Annotated in this window: 18 protein-coding genes; 7 read left to right on the top strand and 11 right to left on the bottom strand. The window is 58.1% G+C overall.

The window, feature by feature from the left end; translation table 11 throughout:
• Positions 1–108: 108 nt before the first annotated feature.
• The 3 genes from recR to def all read left to right on the top strand — a co-directional run bounded on the left by recR (position 109) and on the right by def (position 4548).
• Positions 109–711 carry a recombination mediator RecR gene (gene recR, locus ACHZCJ_RS04075; RefSeq protein WP_159642181.1) on the top strand — a complete coding sequence of 201 codons (603 nt, stop codon included), beginning with the start codon at positions 109–111 and terminating at the stop codon, positions 709–711.
• A gap of 320 nt (positions 712–1031) precedes the next feature.
• A complete protein-coding gene (locus tag ACHZCJ_RS04070; RefSeq protein WP_321324101.1) occupies positions 1032–3761 on the top strand; it encodes a TonB-dependent receptor domain-containing protein in 2730 nt (909 codons plus the stop codon).
• 220 nt (positions 3762–3981) lie between these two features.
• Positions 3982–4548, top strand: a complete 567-nt coding sequence (def, locus tag ACHZCJ_RS04065) for a peptide deformylase (protein WP_321324100.1) — start codon at positions 3982–3984, stop codon at positions 4546–4548.
• A gap of 153 nt (positions 4549–4701) precedes the next feature.
• On the opposite strand, the gene ACHZCJ_RS04060 is transcribed toward def, so the two are convergent.
• Positions 4702–4983, bottom strand: coding sequence for a hypothetical protein (locus ACHZCJ_RS04060; RefSeq protein WP_321324097.1), 282 nt, complete (start codon positions 4981–4983; stop codon positions 4702–4704).
• A 71-nt stretch (positions 4984–5054) separates the two neighbouring features.
• On the opposite strand from ACHZCJ_RS04060, the gene ACHZCJ_RS04055 reads away from it, so the two are divergent.
• Complete coding sequence (locus ACHZCJ_RS04055; RefSeq protein ID WP_321324095.1) at positions 5055–6119, top strand: DNA recombination protein RmuC; 1065 nt, start codon at positions 5055–5057, stop codon at positions 6117–6119.
• Positions 6120–6122: 3 nt separating this feature from the next.
• Here the strand turns inward: ACHZCJ_RS04055 and ACHZCJ_RS04050 are convergent, their stop codons facing one another.
• Genes ACHZCJ_RS04050 through ACHZCJ_RS04015 form a run of 8 tightly spaced genes read right to left on the bottom strand, consistent with a single transcriptional unit; the run spans position 6123 to position 11725 of the window.
• Positions 6123–6536: a hypothetical protein gene (locus ACHZCJ_RS04050; RefSeq protein WP_321324093.1), complete on the bottom strand. Its 414-nt coding sequence runs from the start codon at positions 6534–6536 to the stop codon at positions 6123–6125.
• Between the two features lie 50 nt (positions 6537–6586).
• Positions 6587–7390 carry an RNA methyltransferase gene (locus ACHZCJ_RS04045; RefSeq protein WP_321324090.1) on the bottom strand — a complete coding sequence of 268 codons (804 nt, stop codon included), beginning with the start codon at positions 7388–7390 and terminating at the stop codon, positions 6587–6589.
• Between the two features lie 4 nt (positions 7391–7394).
• Positions 7395–7673: an HPr family phosphocarrier protein gene (locus tag ACHZCJ_RS04040; protein ID WP_321324089.1), complete on the bottom strand. Its 279-nt coding sequence runs from the start codon at positions 7671–7673 to the stop codon at positions 7395–7397.
• The gene (locus ACHZCJ_RS04035) at positions 7670–8074 is read right to left on the bottom strand and encodes a PTS sugar transporter subunit IIA (protein WP_159642195.1); all 405 of its coding nucleotides are present in this window, start codon (positions 8072–8074) and stop codon (positions 7670–7672) included. The genes ACHZCJ_RS04040 and ACHZCJ_RS04035 overlap by 4 nt, the downstream gene beginning before the upstream one ends.
• Before the next feature lie 4 nt (positions 8075–8078).
• The gene (rapZ, locus tag ACHZCJ_RS04030; RefSeq protein WP_159642197.1) at positions 8079–9014 is read right to left on the bottom strand and encodes an RNase adapter RapZ; all 936 of its coding nucleotides are present in this window, start codon (positions 9012–9014) and stop codon (positions 8079–8081) included.
• Positions 9011–9466: an HPr kinase/phosphatase C-terminal domain-containing protein gene (locus ACHZCJ_RS04025; protein WP_321324088.1), complete on the bottom strand. Its 456-nt coding sequence runs from the start codon at positions 9464–9466 to the stop codon at positions 9011–9013. Before ACHZCJ_RS04025 ends, rapZ begins: the two co-directional genes overlap by 4 nt.
• Positions 9463–11049 (bottom strand): ATP-binding protein, encoded by a 1587-nt coding sequence (locus tag ACHZCJ_RS04020; RefSeq protein WP_321324086.1) that lies wholly within the window; start codon positions 11047–11049, stop codon positions 9463–9465. Before ACHZCJ_RS04020 ends, ACHZCJ_RS04025 begins: the two co-directional genes overlap by 4 nt.
• Entirely contained in the window at positions 11021–11725 is a 705-nt protein-coding gene (locus ACHZCJ_RS04015) for a response regulator transcription factor (RefSeq protein WP_159642201.1), read from the bottom strand. Before ACHZCJ_RS04015 ends, ACHZCJ_RS04020 begins: the two co-directional genes overlap by 29 nt.
• A gap of 238 nt (positions 11726–11963) precedes the next feature.
• Between ACHZCJ_RS04015 and ACHZCJ_RS04010 the strand changes: the two genes are divergently transcribed.
• On the top strand, positions 11964–13559 hold the full coding sequence (locus ACHZCJ_RS04010; protein ID WP_159642203.1) for a phosphoenolpyruvate carboxykinase: 1596 nt from the start codon (positions 11964–11966) through the stop codon (positions 13557–13559).
• A 7-nt stretch (positions 13560–13566) separates the two neighbouring features.
• On the opposite strand, the gene ACHZCJ_RS04005 is transcribed toward ACHZCJ_RS04010, so the two are convergent.
• A complete protein-coding gene (locus tag ACHZCJ_RS04005) occupies positions 13567–14328 on the bottom strand; it encodes a hypothetical protein (RefSeq protein WP_321324082.1) in 762 nt (253 codons plus the stop codon).
• Between the two features lie 173 nt (positions 14329–14501).
• On the opposite strand from ACHZCJ_RS04005, the gene ACHZCJ_RS04000 reads away from it, so the two are divergent.
• A complete protein-coding gene (locus tag ACHZCJ_RS04000; protein WP_321324080.1) occupies positions 14502–14705 on the top strand; it encodes a hypothetical protein in 204 nt (67 codons plus the stop codon).
• 8 nt (positions 14706–14713) lie between these two features.
• Here ACHZCJ_RS04000 and ACHZCJ_RS03995 read toward each other — a convergent pair whose 3' ends face one another.
• Positions 14714–15370 (bottom strand): alpha/beta hydrolase, encoded by a 657-nt coding sequence (locus ACHZCJ_RS03995; RefSeq protein ID WP_089132528.1) that lies wholly within the window; start codon positions 15368–15370, stop codon positions 14714–14716.
• 143 nt (positions 15371–15513) lie between these two features.
• Here ACHZCJ_RS03995 and ACHZCJ_RS03990 point away from each other — a divergent pair, with 143 nt between their 5' ends.
• Positions 15514–16587, top strand: a complete 1074-nt coding sequence (locus ACHZCJ_RS03990; RefSeq protein ID WP_321324077.1) for an aminotransferase class V-fold PLP-dependent enzyme — start codon at positions 15514–15516, stop codon at positions 16585–16587.
• Positions 16588–16594 lie beyond the last annotated feature (7 nt).

Below are 16594 nucleotides of genomic sequence, written 5' to 3'. Positions count from 1 at the left end.
AATAAGTGATCCGCTTCCGGCTCGACCACGACGAGATCGGCTCGCGGTGTTGCAGGGCAGGCATTTTCTGCTTGGCAGTTTTGTGCGGCTGCTCCTAATGACTATGCCATGGCATCGCAAGAGATCGAAAATCTGGTTCAGGCCCTCGCCAAGCTTCCCGGTCTGGGCCCGCGCTCGGCGCGCCGCGCGGTTCTGTATCTGCTGAAACGTCCGGAAACGGCGATGAAGCCGATTCTGGCGGCGATGGAACGGGTTGATCAGCAGCTGGTGACCTGCACGATTTGCGGCAATGTCGACACTCTGGATCCCTGCCAGATTTGCAGCGATCCGCGACGCGACGACAAATCCATCTGCGTGGTCGAGGAGGTTTCCGACCTATGGGCGCTGGACAGATCGCGGCTTTTCCCCGGAAAATTCCATGTGCTCGGCGGGAAATTGTCGGCGCTTGACGGTGTGCGGCCGGAAGACATCGGGATCGATACCCTGATCCGTCGGGTCGAGGCCGGGGGTGTGGATGAGGTGGTGCTGGCGATGAACGCCACGCTCGAGGGGCAGACCACCGCCCATTATATTGCCGAGCGGCTGGAAAATTATCCGATCCGGCTCAGCCAGTTGTCGCACGGCATACCGGTGGGTGGCGAACTGGATTATCTCGACGAAGGCACTTTGGCGCAAGCGTTGCGGTCCCGAAGGCCGGTGCATAGCGACTAGATTTCTTTCGATCCGTTTGCAGCAGGCGGGGGAAAGCCTGTTTCCTCGCCGAAACTCCCGGTTGCGATTATCGGGTGAGCGAGAATAAACGGCTTTTGGATCAAGCCTCTATGGAGCGTATTTTGCGCCAGTCCGGCTTTGCAGCCGTAGAAACCGGCTATTCGCGCCACGGTCTCATTCTTTCGCAAGACGCGTCAAATCGACAATAAAGCAACAGTTGCCGGAAAATTGACGCAACGCCCGCCGATTTGGCTATCATATGTAAAATCGATGGCTATCATAAGCGATAGTATAAAAAGAAGTTTTCAGGAGAGCATGTCATGAAACCAGCATTGAAGCTGTCTGCCTGCGCGTTCGCGGTGGCGGCAATCGCAACCGCCCCCGTATATGCGCAGACGCAACCCGAATCGACCGATCAGGCCAGCGGGAGTGATCAGGGCAATTATGATGACAATGTGATTGTGGTCACCGCGCAGGGCCGGGCACAGGTTCTGTCCGATGTTCCGATCGCCGTTTCCGCCATCGGCGCGGAGCAATTGCAGCAAAGCGGTACCAGCGATATCCGCGAGCTCAACCAGCTGGCGCCATCGTTGCTGGTTTCATCGACCGGTAACGAGGCCAATGGTTCCGCCCGAATTCGCGGCATCGGTACCGTGGGTGACAATCCCGGTTTGGAAAGTTCGGTGGCTGTATTCGTTGATGGCGTTTATCGTTCGCGTAGCGGTAATGCGCTGAGTGAACTGGGTCCGATTGAGCGGATCGAGGTGCTGCGGGGACCACAAGGTACGCTGGGCGGACGCAATTCGTCCGCCGGGATGATCAGCATCACCACGGCGGCGCCCGAATTCCGGTTCTCCGGACATGCGTCCGCCACCTACGGTAATTATGACCAGATCCGTCTGGAAGGCGGCATAAACGGTCCATTGAGCGATACGATCGCCGCCCGCATCGATGGCGTTTATCTAAAGCGTGACGGTTTTTACAACGATGTGGTGAACGGGACCGATGTCAACAACAAGGACCGCTATCTCGTCCGTGGCCAGTTGTTGTTCGAACCCAATGACGGTCTGACCGTGCGCGTGATTGGCGACTATTCCAAGAAAGACGAGTCCTGCTGTGCAGCGACTTTTGTCCAGCCGGAATTTGCCCAGCAGGCGCGGGTGAGCGCAGGTCTCGACCCTTTCACGCTGCCATCACCCGGAGCACCGGCTCTGACCGATGCGTCCAACCCGATCATTCCGGTGCTGCTGGCTCTGGGACAGAACAGCAACGCTCTGAATCAGAGCACGTTTAACCGTGATATATACGTCACGCCCGGTCGGTCCTATGCTGGCGAAACGGAAGATTTTGGCGCTTCGATCGAGGTCAATGCGGAACTGGGCGCGCTGAACCTGACATCGATTACCGGATATCGCGAATATTCAAACTTCCAGGCTTCCGACACGGACTACACGCAGATCGATATCCTGTACCGCGAGCCGAACAAAAATGCCGGAGCCCGGGAGTTCAAGACCTTCACCCAGGAACTGCGGTTGCAAGGCTCGGCCTTTGACGACAAGCTCGACTGGCTGATCGGTGGATTTTACGCGAATGAAAAGCTTGAAACGCGGGATAATCTCCGCTTCGGTTCGCAATATGGAGCGTTCGCGCCCTGTCGGATCGTCAATGCGGTCAATCCCGCCCTTGCGTCGCCGACCAGCACAGGTTGTCTGAGCGCCGGGGGCAGGGCTGCATTGCAGGCTGCAAATGGAGGAGCGGGGGCATTCGGTGCTGCCACGCCGCTGATTTTCGCCGGTCTGGATAATCTGGCGCAGATCAATGACAAGGGAACTGTGCTCGATGTCTATAATCAGAAGAGCGAGAATTTTGCGTTCTTCACGCATAATATCTTCCATGTCACCGACAATCTCGATCTGACACTTGGGCTGCGCTATACCAACGAGACCAAGGATTTTAACGCCGCCTTCTCCAACGACAATACGATGTGCCCGATCCAGCGTTCGCTGTTCACGCCGCTGCTTTCCGGACCGTTGGCCGGATTGGCCGGCGGCCTGATCGGGCTGTCCTGTCAGGGCAATTCCACCGCCGAGCTGGACGGGGTTACGCTGAGCGACAGCCGGAGCGAAAGCGAATTTACCGGTACCGCGATCCTGTCCTACAAGCCGACCGACGATCTGCTGATTTACGGCAGCTACTCGCGTGGTTACAAGGCTGGCGGCTTCAACCTCGACCGGTCTGCGCTGACCAGCTCGACGCTTGGCAATCCCGCATTGACCGGCGACACCGCCAATCTCCAGTTTGACCAGGAGACGGTGGATGCATTTGAAATTGGTGCGAAATATACGAGCCGGGAGTTTTCGCTGAGCGTTGCTGCCTTCCGTCAGCAGTTTGACAATTTTCAGCTCAACACGTTCAACGGTTCGGTCTTTCTCGTCCAGAACATCAATGCCTGCAGCACGGATCTGAACGGTGCAGACACTGATGCCGACGGTACAACCGGCAATTGCAGTGCAGATGATGTCAAATATGGCGTTGTCGCACAGGGCGTGGAACTGGAAGCATCGATCGACCCGGTCCGGCATGTCAATGTCACCATGGGTCTGACCTATACCGATACCAGCTATGAGAATGATCTGGTCGGCCGAGATGATGGTACTGCGCTGGATCCGGCTTTGCGGCTGCTGCCCGGCGACAATTTGTCGAACGCGCCTGAACTCACCGCCACGGCGTCGCTGTCCTATACGCCACCCATCGGCAATAGCGGGCTGACCGGCCTGTTCTATGTCAACGTCCGGACGACCAGCGATTATAACACCGGGTCCGACCTGCTATACGGCAAGGAACAGGACGGTTTCACGCTGGTCAATGCCCGCCTCGGCGTTCGCGGCCCGGATGACAGATGGGCAATCGAGGGCTGGGTCCAGAATCTGTTCGATGTCGACTATTCGCAGGTTGCGTTCAACACGCCCTTCGTCGCTTCGCAGCAGACCTATTCGGCGTTTCTTGCCGAACCAAGAACCTATGGTATCACCTTGCGGGGGCAGTTCTAGGCCAGAGCCTGGGAACTGACCAATGGAGGGCGTGCGGTTCGGTCGATGAACCGCACGCCCTTTTTGTTGTTTGCCTTGGAATTGCCGGCTATCCGGTGGCAGATTGCGGCGCTGTCTCGCGATGCGATCCGTTTTTCCCCCGGATGTCGAATAGCCGCGGAAACAAGAGCCCGATTCCTCGCAGCTTGACGAATCCCGGCAGAATCCCTAAATTTGGGACATGGCTATATTACCGATCCTAGAGGTGCCTGATCCGCGCCTGAAAATTGTGTCCGAACCCGTGACCGTGTTTGACGACGAACTGAAAACGCTGGTCAAGGACATGTTCGACACCATGTATGACGCGCCGGGCATCGGTCTGGCCGCGATCCAGGTCGGTGTGCCCAAGCGGGTGCTGGTGATTGATCTGCAGGAACCGGCGCCGCATGAGCATGAACATGGCGAACATTGCGACCATGACCATGGCGTGATCAATGATCCGCGCGTGTTCATCAATCCGGAAATTCTCGATCCGTCCGAGGATCTGAACGTCTATCAGGAAGGCTGCCTTTCGGTGCCTGACCAATATGCCGATGTCGAACGGCCCGCGACCATTACCGCGCGCTGGCAGGATGTCGAGGGCAAGCAATATGAAGAACAGATCGACGGTATGCTCGCGACCTGTCTGCAACACGAGATGGATCATCTCGAGGGCATTTTGTTCATTGACCATCTCTCGCGGCTGAAGCGGCAGATGGTGCTGAAGAAACTTGCCAAGCTGCGCAAGGAACATGGCATCGCGGCCTGATAGGCTCGAACCTCCTGTCTCATGCAGTTGCAACATTGCAAGCCTGAACGTGTTTCAGGGCCCCTTCGCATGACCATGGCACTGGAAGGTGAGGGGCTGTAGCTGCTCCGGCAGAGACGGCACGACGAGTATTGCCTATTGTGAGAAACACTCCTAGGTTCCCTTTTCGTTCTTATCGGAAAGAGAGTCATTTTGGACCCTGTCATTGTCATTTTCGCTATCGTCATTGCTCTTCTGGGCGGTCTGGCGCTCGGCTGGTTTATCGGCGGCAAGCCCGCCAAAGATGCCGCGCAGGCGACCAGAGAGGCGATGCAGTCGGCCAAGGAAGCGGCACAGGCCACCGATGCCTTGCGGATAACGCTGGACGGGGTACGTGACGAACGCGACGCGGCGCGAACCGAACTGGCGGCGCTGCAGGCGGACGCACGCAATCATGAAAAGCAGATGCGGCAGCTGATCGAGGCGAAAGAGCGCTGTCGGCGCAATTTTCCGAAATTGGCTCGAAAATGCTGGAAACCGCCCAGCGGCAATTTCTCGAACGCGCCGACCAGCGCTTTGACCAGGCCAGTGAAAAGGGTGGCGAGAAGATCGCCAAATTGCTGCAGCCGGTGCACGAACGGCTGGCAACCTATGAAGCCTCGATCAGTAAGATCGAGAAGGAACGGACCGAATCCTATGCCGGAATTACCGCCACTATCGAACAGGTGCGGCAGGGGCAGGACAGGGTGCAGCAGGAAGCGGCGCGCCTCGTCAACAGCCTCCGCAACGCGCCGAAATCACGTGGCCGCTGGGGCGAGCAACAGCTGAAAAATGTGCTCGAGACCTGTGGCCTGTCCGAACATACCGATTTTGTTACCGAGCAGAGCATTGATACAGATGAAGGCCGTCTGCGTCCCGATGCGGTGATCAATGTGCCCGGCGGACGCAAGCTGGTGATCGATGCCAAGGTTTCGCTCAACGACTATCAGGACGCGTTCGAAGCGGATGATGAAGCAGCGCGCAGCTTCGCTATGGCGCGTCATTGCAATTCGATGAAAGCGCATATCGATGGCCTGTCGAAAAAGGCCTATTGGGACCAGTTTGAGGAAGCGCCGGACTATGTGATCATGTTCGTGCCCGGCGAGCATTTTCTCGCCGCCGCGCTCGAACATGAACCGGCCTTGTGGGACCATGCCTTCGAGAAGAAGGTGTTGCTGGCCACGCCGACCAATCTGGTCGCGATTGCGCGCACCGTGGCCGGTGTCTGGCGCCAGGAGAAGATGGCAGCCGAAGCCAAGCAGATCGGCCAGCTGGGCAAGGAAATGTATGACCGTCTGGCAACCGCCGGCGAACATCTCAAACGCATGGGCTCGGGGCTCGGCAGCGCCGTCGGCAATTATAATAAATTCGTTGGCAGCTTCGAACGCAATGTCATGGCAACCGGTCGCAAGTTTGCCGAGCTGCAGATCGAAACGGGCAAGAAGGAACTGGACCCCGTGCCCGAGATCGAGGCGCTGCCGCGCTATAGCGAAGCGGTGGCCGAGAAACTGATCGAGGACGACCGGGATCCCGGCCAGAAAACCGCAGAATAGGTTCTAGGCCGCAGGGCCTGCATCGCTCTCGGTAAAGGCGCCACCGCATCCGGTCAGCGTGCCATGTTCGCTGGCTTCGACCTTCACCGTATCGGCGTAGACGCGATCGCTCATGCCGTCGCTGCATTCCGCACCGGTCGTAATATAGATATTGATATTGTGCAGGTCGGAAAAGCCCTTGATCTCCCAGCCGTCATCGGTTTTCTTCATCCGCTGGACAGCAAGCGTGAAATCCTTCCCGTCCTGGGAGGTGAGCGCGATATCCTCTCCCTTGATATCGACGGTCCAGCCCGGTTCGGTGCCGATGGCGTTATAGTCACCCAGTTTTTCCTCGGCCACTGGCGGTTCTTCCGCAGGTGCGTCGCAGGCTGAAAGTGCCAGCACGGCGAGCGATGACAATATTGCTATTTTTTTCATGTTTTTCCCCTCCGCGCGCAAGCTAACACAGAGAGGCGGAAGACGCCAAATTATCTCTGGCGGTTCTGGTTCAGCACCTCATAGGCCATGACCGAGGCAGCGACTGCCGCGTTGAGACTGTCGGCCTTGCCCATCATCGGCATCTTGACCAGCGTGTCGCAGGCGGCTTCATAGTCTTCCGGCAGACCCTGTGCCTCGTTGCCGATCAGCAGGAAGGTGGGCGATCGATATTGCACGGACTGATAGTCCTTGTCGGTGTTGAGGCTCGTCCCGACCAGTTCGCCGGGAGCTTCACGGAGCCAACTCAAAAAATCGGGCCAGCGCGCCTGGGTGATCTGCTGGGTGAAAACCGCGCCCATGCTCGCCCGTACCGCTTCGACCGAAAAGGGATCAACGCAATCGTCGATCAGGATCAGCCCGCCCGCGCCCACCGCGTCTCCCGTGCGCAATATCGTCCCGAGATTGCCGGGGTCGCGCAGCGCCTGCGCCACCAGCCAGATATTTGAGTCTGATCGGTCCAGTTCCGCCAGCGCAACCGGATGGTCCGGATAGATGCCGATGATCGATTGCGGGTTTGATTTGCCGGAAAGCTTGGCGATAATGGCTTCGCTGGTTTCGATCACATCACCGCCAGCGGCCACCGTCGCGGCTTCGATTTTTTGCGCCAGCGGATGCAGTTCGACATCTTCCACCACGACGAGTATTTTCGGGGTTCTGCCGCTTTCCAGTGCTTCTGTCAGAATTCTGAGCCCTTCCGCGAGGAATAATCCCTCGCGCTTGCGATGCTTTTTCTCGCGCAGGCTTCGCAACCGCTTGATGGTCGGATTGGAAAAACCGGTAATCTGGTGGCGCATGGTTTCAGTCTTCGCCGAAACCGTCAAAGATCAGGCCCGCCAGTTTTTCCAGCGCGCTTTCTGCCTGGTCGCCGGATACTATGATCTCGACATGGTCGCCTTTGGCCGCGCCCAGCATCATCAACCCCATGATCGACGTGCCTGTCACTTCGGTGCCGTCCTTGGCAACCCGGACGTCGAGGTCTTCCGGCAATTTGCTGACATAGGTTACAAATTTTGCGCTCGCCCGGGCATGCAGGCCGCGATTGTTTGTAATCTCTACAGTTTTACGGACTTCGCTCACGCATCGCTTCCCAATATTTCCGAAGCCACGCTGATATATTTTCTACCCGCCTCCTTGGCCGCGGCGATGGCGGACACGATGTCCATGCACTTGCGCGCGCCATCGAGGCGAATCAGCATCGGCAAATTCACGCCGGCGATAACTTCGACCTTGCCCTTCTCCATGAGCGATATGGCGAGGTTGGAAGGTGTTCCGCCGAACAGGTCGGTCAGGATGATGACTCCGTCGCCGGAATCCACCTTGGCGACGCTGTCGGCAATTTCTTGGCGCCGTTCTTCCATGTCGTCGCGCGCACCGATGCCAATGGCGGCGATCGCCTTTTGCGCGCCGACCACATGTTCCATGGCGATGACAAACTCGGTGGCAAGATGCCCATGTGTGACGAGGACCAATCCAATCACTTGATTAAATTCCCCTGTTTCCGTTTGATTTCTGCATTGATTCGAGCGCTTCTATCGGCCTTGATGCCAAATTGCGATGCAGGACATTGGGCGAAAACCCGCTGGCACGCAAGTCTTTGCTCAGGCGCTCGGCAACATGTACCGATCTGTGGCGTCCACCGGTGCAGCCGATACCGATGTTGACATAGGCCTTGCCCGCCTCCTGATAGCGCGGCAGCAGGAATGCGAGGAGATCGAGTATCTTGTCAATCGCCTCGGGATAGGCGGGGTCCTTGCCGATATATTCGGCGACATCGGCGTCCAGTCCGGTTTTCAGCTTGAGGGCCGGATCCCAGAACGGATTGGCCAGAAAACGGACATCGAACAGCAGGTCGATATTATTGGGCACACCGCGGGAAAAGCCGAAGCTGGTGAGGGTGATCGTGGTGACCGCATCCTTGTCGAGGGTGAACTGCTGGCGGATCTCGCGCTGCAGGTCATTGGCGGTCAGGTCGGTGGTGTCGATTACATGATCGGCCCAGCTGCGGAACGGAGCAAGCATGGTCCGTTCGAGCGCGATGCCCTGCTTTGCCGGACGATCGAGCGCCAGCGGATGCCGCCTTCTGGTTTCGCTGTACCGCCGCTCCAGTTCCCCGCCGGCACAGTCGAGATATAATGTGCTGATCTGGTAATCCTGTTTGTTCTGCAGGCGTTTGACGCTTTCGACCAGCTTGTCCGGTTCAAATCCCCTGGTCCGGCTGTCGAATCCGATCGCCAGCGGCGGATCGCTGTCCCCGCGGGAACTGGACGGTGGTGTTTTCAACAAGCGCTCGACTAGGCGAAACGGAAAATTGTCGATCGTTTCCCAGCCGATGTCTTCCAGCGTATTCAATGCGGTTGACTTGCCCGCGCCGGACAGGCCGGTGACCAGCAGAACCGGTTTGACGAGTTTTTCGCTCATGATATTTTCGCGCCCTGCATTATGCGTCGCATGGCCAGTTCGGCCTTTATCGCTGCGCTCGCTTCCATAGCATCCAATGTACAGCATGGAAATTCCATGCCCAGCAAAATCACGATCTGTCTGTCCATCGGATATCGTTCCACCTGGTCCTGCAGGTCGATGACCAGTTTTAGCCCGACACCGGAAACATGGTCATACTCGCATATGCCGAGCGAACGCACTTCCAGCTTTCCGGCGAGCCGAGCCGGCGGCTCGAGCAACAGTTTTTGATCTTCGCGCCTGATCACGACCTGATCGTCGCTAATCAGGGTTGCGCCCCGGTCGATCAGGCGCAGGGCGAGATCGGATTTTCCCGCACCGGATTTGCCGCGAATCAGAAGACCGGCGCCGGCAAGAGCAACGGCAGTCGCGTGCACCGTCATCGGGTCTTCGCTCTGATTGCTATCCTTCATCCTCTGGCCTTGGGCAGCCGGACTTCAAAGCAGGCGCCTGATTGTCCACCCGGCCGATCCAATATCCGGATAGTGCCCTGATGGCCTTCCACAATCGTTTTCGCGATCGCCAGTCCGAGGCCGCTATGCTTGCCAAAGGCTTCGCCGTCGGGGCGGTCGGAATGAAAACGCTGGAAAATCTGTTCGCGCTGGTCCGGATCAACGCCCGGCCCCTGATCGGCGACATGGATGACAATCTCGTCCCCGTCGGGGGTTGCCAATATCTCCACCAGACCGCCATCGGGCGAAAAGGAGACCGCATTGTCGAGAAGATTACTGAATACGCGCTCGAGACGGCCACCATCGCCCATCACCCTGGCAACATCCTTGGCCGGGCGGGCAAAAGCGATATGCACGCCCAGATTGGACGTCCGCTGTTCGCGCGCCGCGAGCAACTGTTCCAGCATGCTCCCGATATCAATCGGTTCGAACTTGGCCCGCGCCAGTTCGGCATCGACCCGGGACGCATCGGAAATATCGTTGATCAGCCGGTCGATCCGCTGGACATCGTCATTGGCCACGTCGAGAAGCTGTTTTTGCAGATCAGGATCCTTGACCCGCTCCAGCCCCTCCAGCGCCGAACGCAGCGAGGCGAGGGGGTTTTTGATTTCGTGACTCACGTCGGCGGCGAAGGCCTCGGTCGCATTGATGCGATAGCGCAAGGCGCTGCTCATATCGGAAAGCGCGCGGCTCAACTGGCCAATTTCATCGCGCCGGTCCGGCATGCGCGGGATGGCGATTTCGTCGGATCGCCCCATGCGCACGCGCAAGGCTGCATGGGCCAGCTTCCTGATCGGCTGAACGATGGTCCGGGCGAGAAACAGTGATAACAATATCGACACCGTCGCCGCCACCAGTATCACCAGCAGCACGCTGGACCGTTCGGCCCTGACAATCCGCGTGATATCGCGGGCATTTGCGGTGAGCAGGATCGTCCCGGTCCCGTCGGGCAGCGATTTTCCTGCCGCTATTACCGGCGTGCGGTCTGGTGCGAGGTGGACGGAGCTGACCGCTTCGGTGCTCCCGGAGGCAGCGACCAGTTCGGGCCATGCGCCGGCGATGTCATCATCCGGTTCGCTGAATTCCGGGATCGGCGCGCTGAACACCAGACTCTCGATCGTGCGGTCCAGCAGCCGGGCCAAATCCTTGCGGAACGGTTCGGTCTCCGGATCGATAAATGCATAGTTCGGTTCTGCCAGCGTAAAGCTGTCGACGATCTTTGAGCCATCGGGCCCATAAAGCCGCAAGCGGGCATGGAGATGACTGGAGAATTGAAGGATCAGCGGATTCTTATACTCGGGCTCGACCGCCGACAGGGCGTCGGCGACGATGGTCAGCTGCATTCGGGCCTGGACGAGTCGTTCTTCGGTCAAACGGTCGCGATAATTGTTGAGATAGAACAGTCCGCCCGCAAGCAACGCGATCGCCAGAACATTGACCACGAGGATTCGGGTTGTCAGCGATAGCCTGGCCGACCAGCGGAGCGAGAGGCCGCGGTCATTCGCCTGCCCGTCTCTATTCGGTGTAGCGATAACCGGCTCCATATAGCGTATCTATTGCGTCAAATTCGGGATCGACTTCGCGGAATTTGCGCCGCAATCGCTTGATATGACTGTCGATCGTCCGGTCATCGACATAGACATCATCCTGATAGGCCGCGTCCATCAGCTGGTTGCGGCTTTTAACCACACCGGGCCGGTGCGCCAGTGTCTCGAGAATCATGAATTCGGTTACCGTCAGCGTGACATTCTGATCTTTCCAGCGGACCAGATGGCGGGCCGGGTCCATCTCCAGGTTGCCGCGAACCAGCGGCTCGGCGGCTTCTTCATCTGCACCTTCGTCAACCGATTTCAGGAAATCCGTCCGTCGCAAGATCGATCGGACGCGTGCGATCAATAGCCGTTGGGAAAAGGGCTTTTTGATATAGTCGTCAGCACCCATTGCAAGGCCGAGCGCTTCGTCCAGCTCCTCGTCCTTGGAGGTGAGAAAGATCACCGGCACGTTCGACTTTTCGCGGACCCGTCTGAGCAGTTCCAAACCGTCCATCTTCGGCATTTTGATATCAAAGACCGCGAGATCCGGCGGATTCTCCAATATCGCATGCAGGGCAGCCTCGCTGTCCGAATATACGCGGGTTACAAAGCCTTCGGCCTGCAGGGCGATCGAGACGGACGTCAAGATATTGCGGTCGTCATCGACAAGAGCAATATTGGCTGCCATTATTTCGCGTTCCTTTGCCACTTGTGCTGGATGTGACCTAGTGGATGGGATAGTAGGTTACAAGATAGCTTGTCGGTAGCGATATTGACATATCTGAGTCGCGGACTGGCCGGAATGCCTCAAAATTTGTCAGGTCGCGGGAAGAAATTTGACCGACTCGGCAGGGTCCAGTAAGCGCCATTTCAAATTCGCCGGGTCGGCGTTACCTCAACCTGTTTCAAGCCATAGGGGATTATCAGTGCCAAAAGTTTCGTCTGTAACGTTAAAAGATCAGGGTTTTACCAATTCAGGCGAACAGCACTGGAATCTTGGTGCACCGGCATTGGTGGAAGCTGCCGTTTCCCGTGGTGAAGGGCATCTGGCCAAGGACGGTCCCCTGGTTGTCGAAACCGGCAAGCACACCGGTCGTTCGGCCAATGACAAGTTCATCGTCCGCGATGGCGAAACCGAAGACAGCGTCTGGTGGGGCAAGACCAATGTCGGCATGACGCCGGCGCATTTTGCCGCGCTGAAGGAAGATTTCCTCGCCGCACTGTCAGAAAAAGACACTTTGTTCGTGCAGGATCTGTTTGGCGGTTCGCAGCCGGAGCATCGGGTGAACGTCCGGGTGATCAACGAGCTCGCCTGGCACAATCTGTTCATCCGCACCATGCTGGTCCGGCCCACAGCCGACGAACTGGCCGCTTTCGATCCGGAATATACGATCATCGACCTGCCAAGCTTCAAGGCTGATCCTGCGCGCCACGGCACGCGCAGCGAGACGGTCATCGCGGTCAATCTGACCGAGAAGCTGATCCTGATCGGCGGCACGGCCTATGCCGGCGAAATGAAGAAGTCGGTGTTCGGCCTGCTCAACTATCTGCTGCCGCTGGATTCGGTCATGCCGATGCACTGTTCGGCCAATATCGGTCCGGAAGGCGATACTGCGATTTTCTTCGGTCTCTCGGGCACCGGCAAGACAACGCTTTCGGCTGATGCCAGCCGGGTTCTGATCGGCGATGACGAACATGGCTGGTCGGATACGGCGGTCTTCAATTTCGAGGGCGGCTGCTATGCCAAGATGATCCGTCTCTCCGAAGAAGCGGAGCCGGAAATTTACGCAACCACCCGCCGGTTCGGTACTGTGCTGGAAAATGTCGTGATGGACCCGGAAACCCGCGAGCTCGATCTCGACGACAACAGCAAGGCGGAAAATACCCGCGGTGCCTATCCGATCGACTTCATTCCGAATGCGTCGGAAGAAAATATGGGGCCGGTTCCCAAAAATATCATCATGCTGACGGCCGATGCGTTCGGCGTGCTGCCTCCGATCTCGCGGCTGACGCCAGAACAGGCCATGTACCATTTTCTCTCCGGCTATACCGCCAAGGTTGCCGGCACGGAAATCGGCGTAACCGAACCGGAAGCGACGTTCTCGACCTGTTTCGGTGCACCGTTCATGCCGCGTCATCCTTCGGTTTACGGCAATCTTCTGAAAGAGCGCATCGCCAAGGGCGGTGTGCGCTGCTGGCTCGTCAACACCGGCTGGACCGGCGGCAAATATGGCGAAGGCAACCGGATGCCGATCAAGGCAACCCGCGCTTTGCTGAATGCTGCTCTGGACGGCAGCCTGAACGACGGCGAATTCCGGATCGACGAGAATTTCGGTTTCGAAGTGCCGGTCGCGGTATCCGGTGTCGACAGCGCGATCCTCGATCCGCGTTCGACCTGGGCTGACGGAAGCGCCTATGACGAAACCGCACAGAAGCTGGTCAAATTGTTCATCGACAATTTCGAGCAATTTGCCGATCATGTCGACCAGAATGTTCGGGAAGCGGCACCGACCGCCGCCTAGCCACCGGTTATATCTTGGCCGGGTCGCCTGTGACAGGAGACTTCTCGATTACAATATCGACCCGGCCAAGATCATCACTGGGGGTGAATGCCAGCATCTCTCCCTGAACCATGCCCTCGATCCGTGCCGGACGATTTATTCTGCCACGCGTTGCGATATTGTCGATGACAGGCACCAATCGCGCGCTGATTGCGTCAAGATCATAGCCGGCCGGAGCAGTCAGGCGGATTTCCTGTCCGGCAAAATATCCGAGTCCCCGGGTCAGGAAATGGCCGTCGGGTGCTCTCGAGATCCATGTCTGGAACGCGGCGGGGAAGGGACCGCCAGCCAGCAGCCGCTCGACGCTGGTACAATAATCCGGAAAATCGCTAAGTCCGCCGGATGGCAACCAGGCCGCCGCGTTCGCCGATACGCTCTCGCCGATCCATTTGCCGAGCAGCAGCAGGCGATGGTTGACCGCCGGCAGGTGCCGGGCGCTCTCCAGATTGTCGCTCAGCGCGATTCCGAGGGAGGGGGTGTCAGGGCAGGGCGGATTGCCTTGCGGGCTTGCGCTGCCCTTACTCGCCAATAGCCTCCCAGTTTCCGCAGCCGTCCGGCGAGACACAAGGAAGGTCATGGCGTCGAATACCACTTCTGCCATTTCCAGATTTTCGAACTTGCTCCGGTTGACCGACAGCCTCTCGCGTGCCGCCGCGCACCAAGGCAATTGGGTCAAATCGGTATCGTCCGCCACCGGAGCGATGATCAGCAGAGGAGGGTCGGGGATCATGTTGCCAGTTCCGTTCCGGGTTGGTCCTGTCCTACTGTTCCTTTTCTGTTCTACAGCATCGGCTGCGGCGTGGCAATGCTGCCGGGAAACCGGCGCTTGCCCGCGCAATCGCCCGGGGCAATCAGCAAAAGATTTGATTGTCAGCCCACTGCCACAGCGGTAATCGCCTGTGCATGTCCGATCTGATCCTGTCGATACTCATGCTTGCCGGTACCGCATTGCTGGCTGGCGGAGTCTATATATTGTACAAGGGCGCCAATAAGAAGCAGGGCTTGCTCATGCTGGTGGCCGCCGGGGTAATGTTTGCCAATGTCGGAATCTGGTTGATTCCCACACCCGAGAATAATCAGCCTCGATCGTCGCAAACGGGCGACTAGCTGGCGTTCTACTTGATCGGCGAATCCGGCGCGAGGCGCATGTCGAGATAATTGTCGACCGAACCCATCAGCAAATCCATTTCATTTTCATAAAAATGGTTGGCGCGCGGGATCTCGTCATGATGGATCGTGATATGCTTTTGCGTCCGCAGTTTGTCGACCAGCTTCTGCACCGCGCTTGGCGTCACAACCTCGTCGTTCACACCCTGGATGATGATACCCGAGGACGGGCAGGGTGCGAGGAAGTTGAAATCGTACATATTGGCTGGCGGCGATACCGAAATGAAACCCCGGATTTCCGGACGGCGCATCAGAAGCTGCATGCCGATCCAGGCACCGAAACTATAGCCGGCGATCCAGGTGGTCTGCGCTTCGGGATGGAAGCTCTGGACCCAGTCCAAAGCTGCCGCCGCATCGGACAATTCGCCAATGCCGTTATCGAATGTGCCCTGGGAGCGGCCAACGCCGCGGAAATTGAACCGCAGGGTGGCAAAGCCGCGCTTGACGAATGTCTTGTACATCGCCTGGGTGATCCGGTCGTTCATCGTCCCGCCCGCTTGCGGATGGGGATGCAAAATCATCGCAACCGGCGCGCGGTCACGGGGTCCTGGGCTGAAGCGGCCTTCGAGGCGGCCTTCGGGTCCGGTAAAAATTACGTCAGGCATGGGTTTTCGATTCTTCGGTCTAGATTGTCGGTTCCAGAGCGCGACAAGTCAGAATAGCTTTTGCGCTGGATGCAGCGTCTATATAGGGAGAGTGAACAAATCCGCAACTCAATCCCGCAAGCCAGAGAGTTTTTGCCAAGATCGTGACCGAAACCAAACGTATCTATCTCGATTATGCCGCGACCGCGCCGATGCTCGATGCGGCCAGAAAAGCCTGCGCCGAAGGGTTTGAACATTGGGCCAATCCATCCTCTCCCCATGCGGACGGCCGTGCGGCCCAAGCAATGCTGGAAAATGCCCGTCGACGTTTCAGCGATGCGCTGGGTTGGGATGGCGATGTCATCTTCACCAGCGGCGCCAGCGAGGCGATCCGGATCGCGCTGACCAGATCGAAACCGGTGATCCAATATATTTCACCGGTTGAGCATGATGTGGTCCTCCGTTTCGCGCAAAATGCCAAGGCGATCCCGGTTGACAGCAACGGGCTGGTGGTGCCGGCGAACCTCAATCATCTGCTGAAAAGCGTCGATGAACCGGCAATGGTGGCGATCCAGTCGGTTAATAACGAAACCGGTGTCATCCAGGACCTGGACGCGCTGGCCAAGGTGGTGCGCGACCGGGGCTGCTATCTCCTCGCCGATTGCTCCCAATCGATCGGAAAAATGCCGTTGCCGGATGCCGATTTGATCGTCGTGGCGGGCCATAAATTCGGTGGACCGCCAGGGGTCGGTGCCTTGCTGGTACGGGATCTGCGCTTGCTCGAGGCGGATGGCGGACAGGAACAGGGTTATCGCTCCGGTACCCAGAACCTGCCCTATATCATGGGCATGACCGCGGCGTTGGAGACTCCGGCAAACTGGGCCGGACGGGCCTCGGAATTGCGCCAGCATCTTGATGACGCGATCCGGAAAGAGGGCGGCTCGGTAATTGCGGACAAGGCACCGCGCATCGCGACGATTGCCAGCTACCATATGCCCGGCGTGGCCGCCAATACGCAGCTGATCAAGTTTGACATGGCGGGATTCTCGGTCTCCGCCGGCAGCGCCTGTTCTTCGGGTACGCTCAAAACCAGCCATGTGCTCGAAGCCATGGGCACCGACCCGCAGATCGCGCGCGAGGTAATCCGGGTCAGTATCGGTCGGGATACCAGCCGGGCGCATATCTATGCCTTCATCGACAAGTGGAAGTCGATCTTTGCAGAATCCCGGCGAAGCTGAGCCCGGC

Origin of the sequence: uncultured Parasphingorhabdus sp. (assembly GCF_963677535.2) — a bacterium.
Classification (GTDB): domain Bacteria; phylum Pseudomonadota; class Alphaproteobacteria; order Sphingomonadales; family Sphingomonadaceae; genus Parasphingorhabdus.
This window is presented reverse-complemented; position numbering and strand designations above follow the sequence as displayed.

Excerpts from the sequence above, each read along its gene's own strand:
- recR (WP_159642181.1), top strand. The coding sequence starts at position 109 with ATGGCATCGCAAGAGATCGAAAATCTGGTTCAGGCCCTCGCCAAGCTT.
- ACHZCJ_RS04070 (WP_321324101.1), top strand. The coding sequence starts at position 1,032 with ATGAAACCAGCATTGAAGCTGTCTGCCTGCGCGTTCGCGGTGGCGGCA.
- def (WP_321324100.1), top strand. The coding sequence starts at position 3,982 with ATGGCTATATTACCGATCCTAGAGGTGCCTGATCCGCGCCTGAAAATT.
- ACHZCJ_RS04060 (WP_321324097.1), bottom strand. The coding sequence starts at position 4,983 with ATGATTGCGTGCGTCCGCCTGCAGCGCCGCCAGTTCGGTTCGCGCCGC.
- ACHZCJ_RS04055 (WP_321324095.1), top strand. The coding sequence starts at position 5,055 with ATGCTGGAAACCGCCCAGCGGCAATTTCTCGAACGCGCCGACCAGCGC.
- ACHZCJ_RS04050 (WP_321324093.1), bottom strand. The coding sequence starts at position 6,536 with ATGAAAAAAATAGCAATATTGTCATCGCTCGCCGTGCTGGCACTTTCA.
- ACHZCJ_RS04045 (WP_321324090.1), bottom strand. The coding sequence starts at position 7,390 with ATGCGCCACCAGATTACCGGTTTTTCCAATCCGACCATCAAGCGGTTG.
- rapZ (WP_159642197.1), bottom strand. The coding sequence starts at position 9,014 with ATGAGCGAAAAACTCGTCAAACCGGTTCTGCTGGTCACCGGCCTGTCC.
- ACHZCJ_RS04025 (WP_321324088.1), bottom strand. The coding sequence starts at position 9,466 with ATGAAGGATAGCAATCAGAGCGAAGACCCGATGACGGTGCACGCGACT.
- ACHZCJ_RS04020 (WP_321324086.1), bottom strand. The coding sequence starts at position 11,049 with ATGGAGCCGGTTATCGCTACACCGAATAGAGACGGGCAGGCGAATGAC.
- ACHZCJ_RS04015 (WP_159642201.1), bottom strand. The coding sequence starts at position 11,725 with ATGGCAGCCAATATTGCTCTTGTCGATGACGACCGCAATATCTTGACG.
- ACHZCJ_RS04005 (WP_321324082.1), bottom strand. The coding sequence starts at position 14,328 with ATGATCCCCGACCCTCCTCTGCTGATCATCGCTCCGGTGGCGGACGAT.
- ACHZCJ_RS04000 (WP_321324080.1), top strand. The coding sequence starts at position 14,502 with ATGTCCGATCTGATCCTGTCGATACTCATGCTTGCCGGTACCGCATTG.
- ACHZCJ_RS03995 (WP_089132528.1), bottom strand. The coding sequence starts at position 15,370 with ATGCCTGACGTAATTTTTACCGGACCCGAAGGCCGCCTCGAAGGCCGC.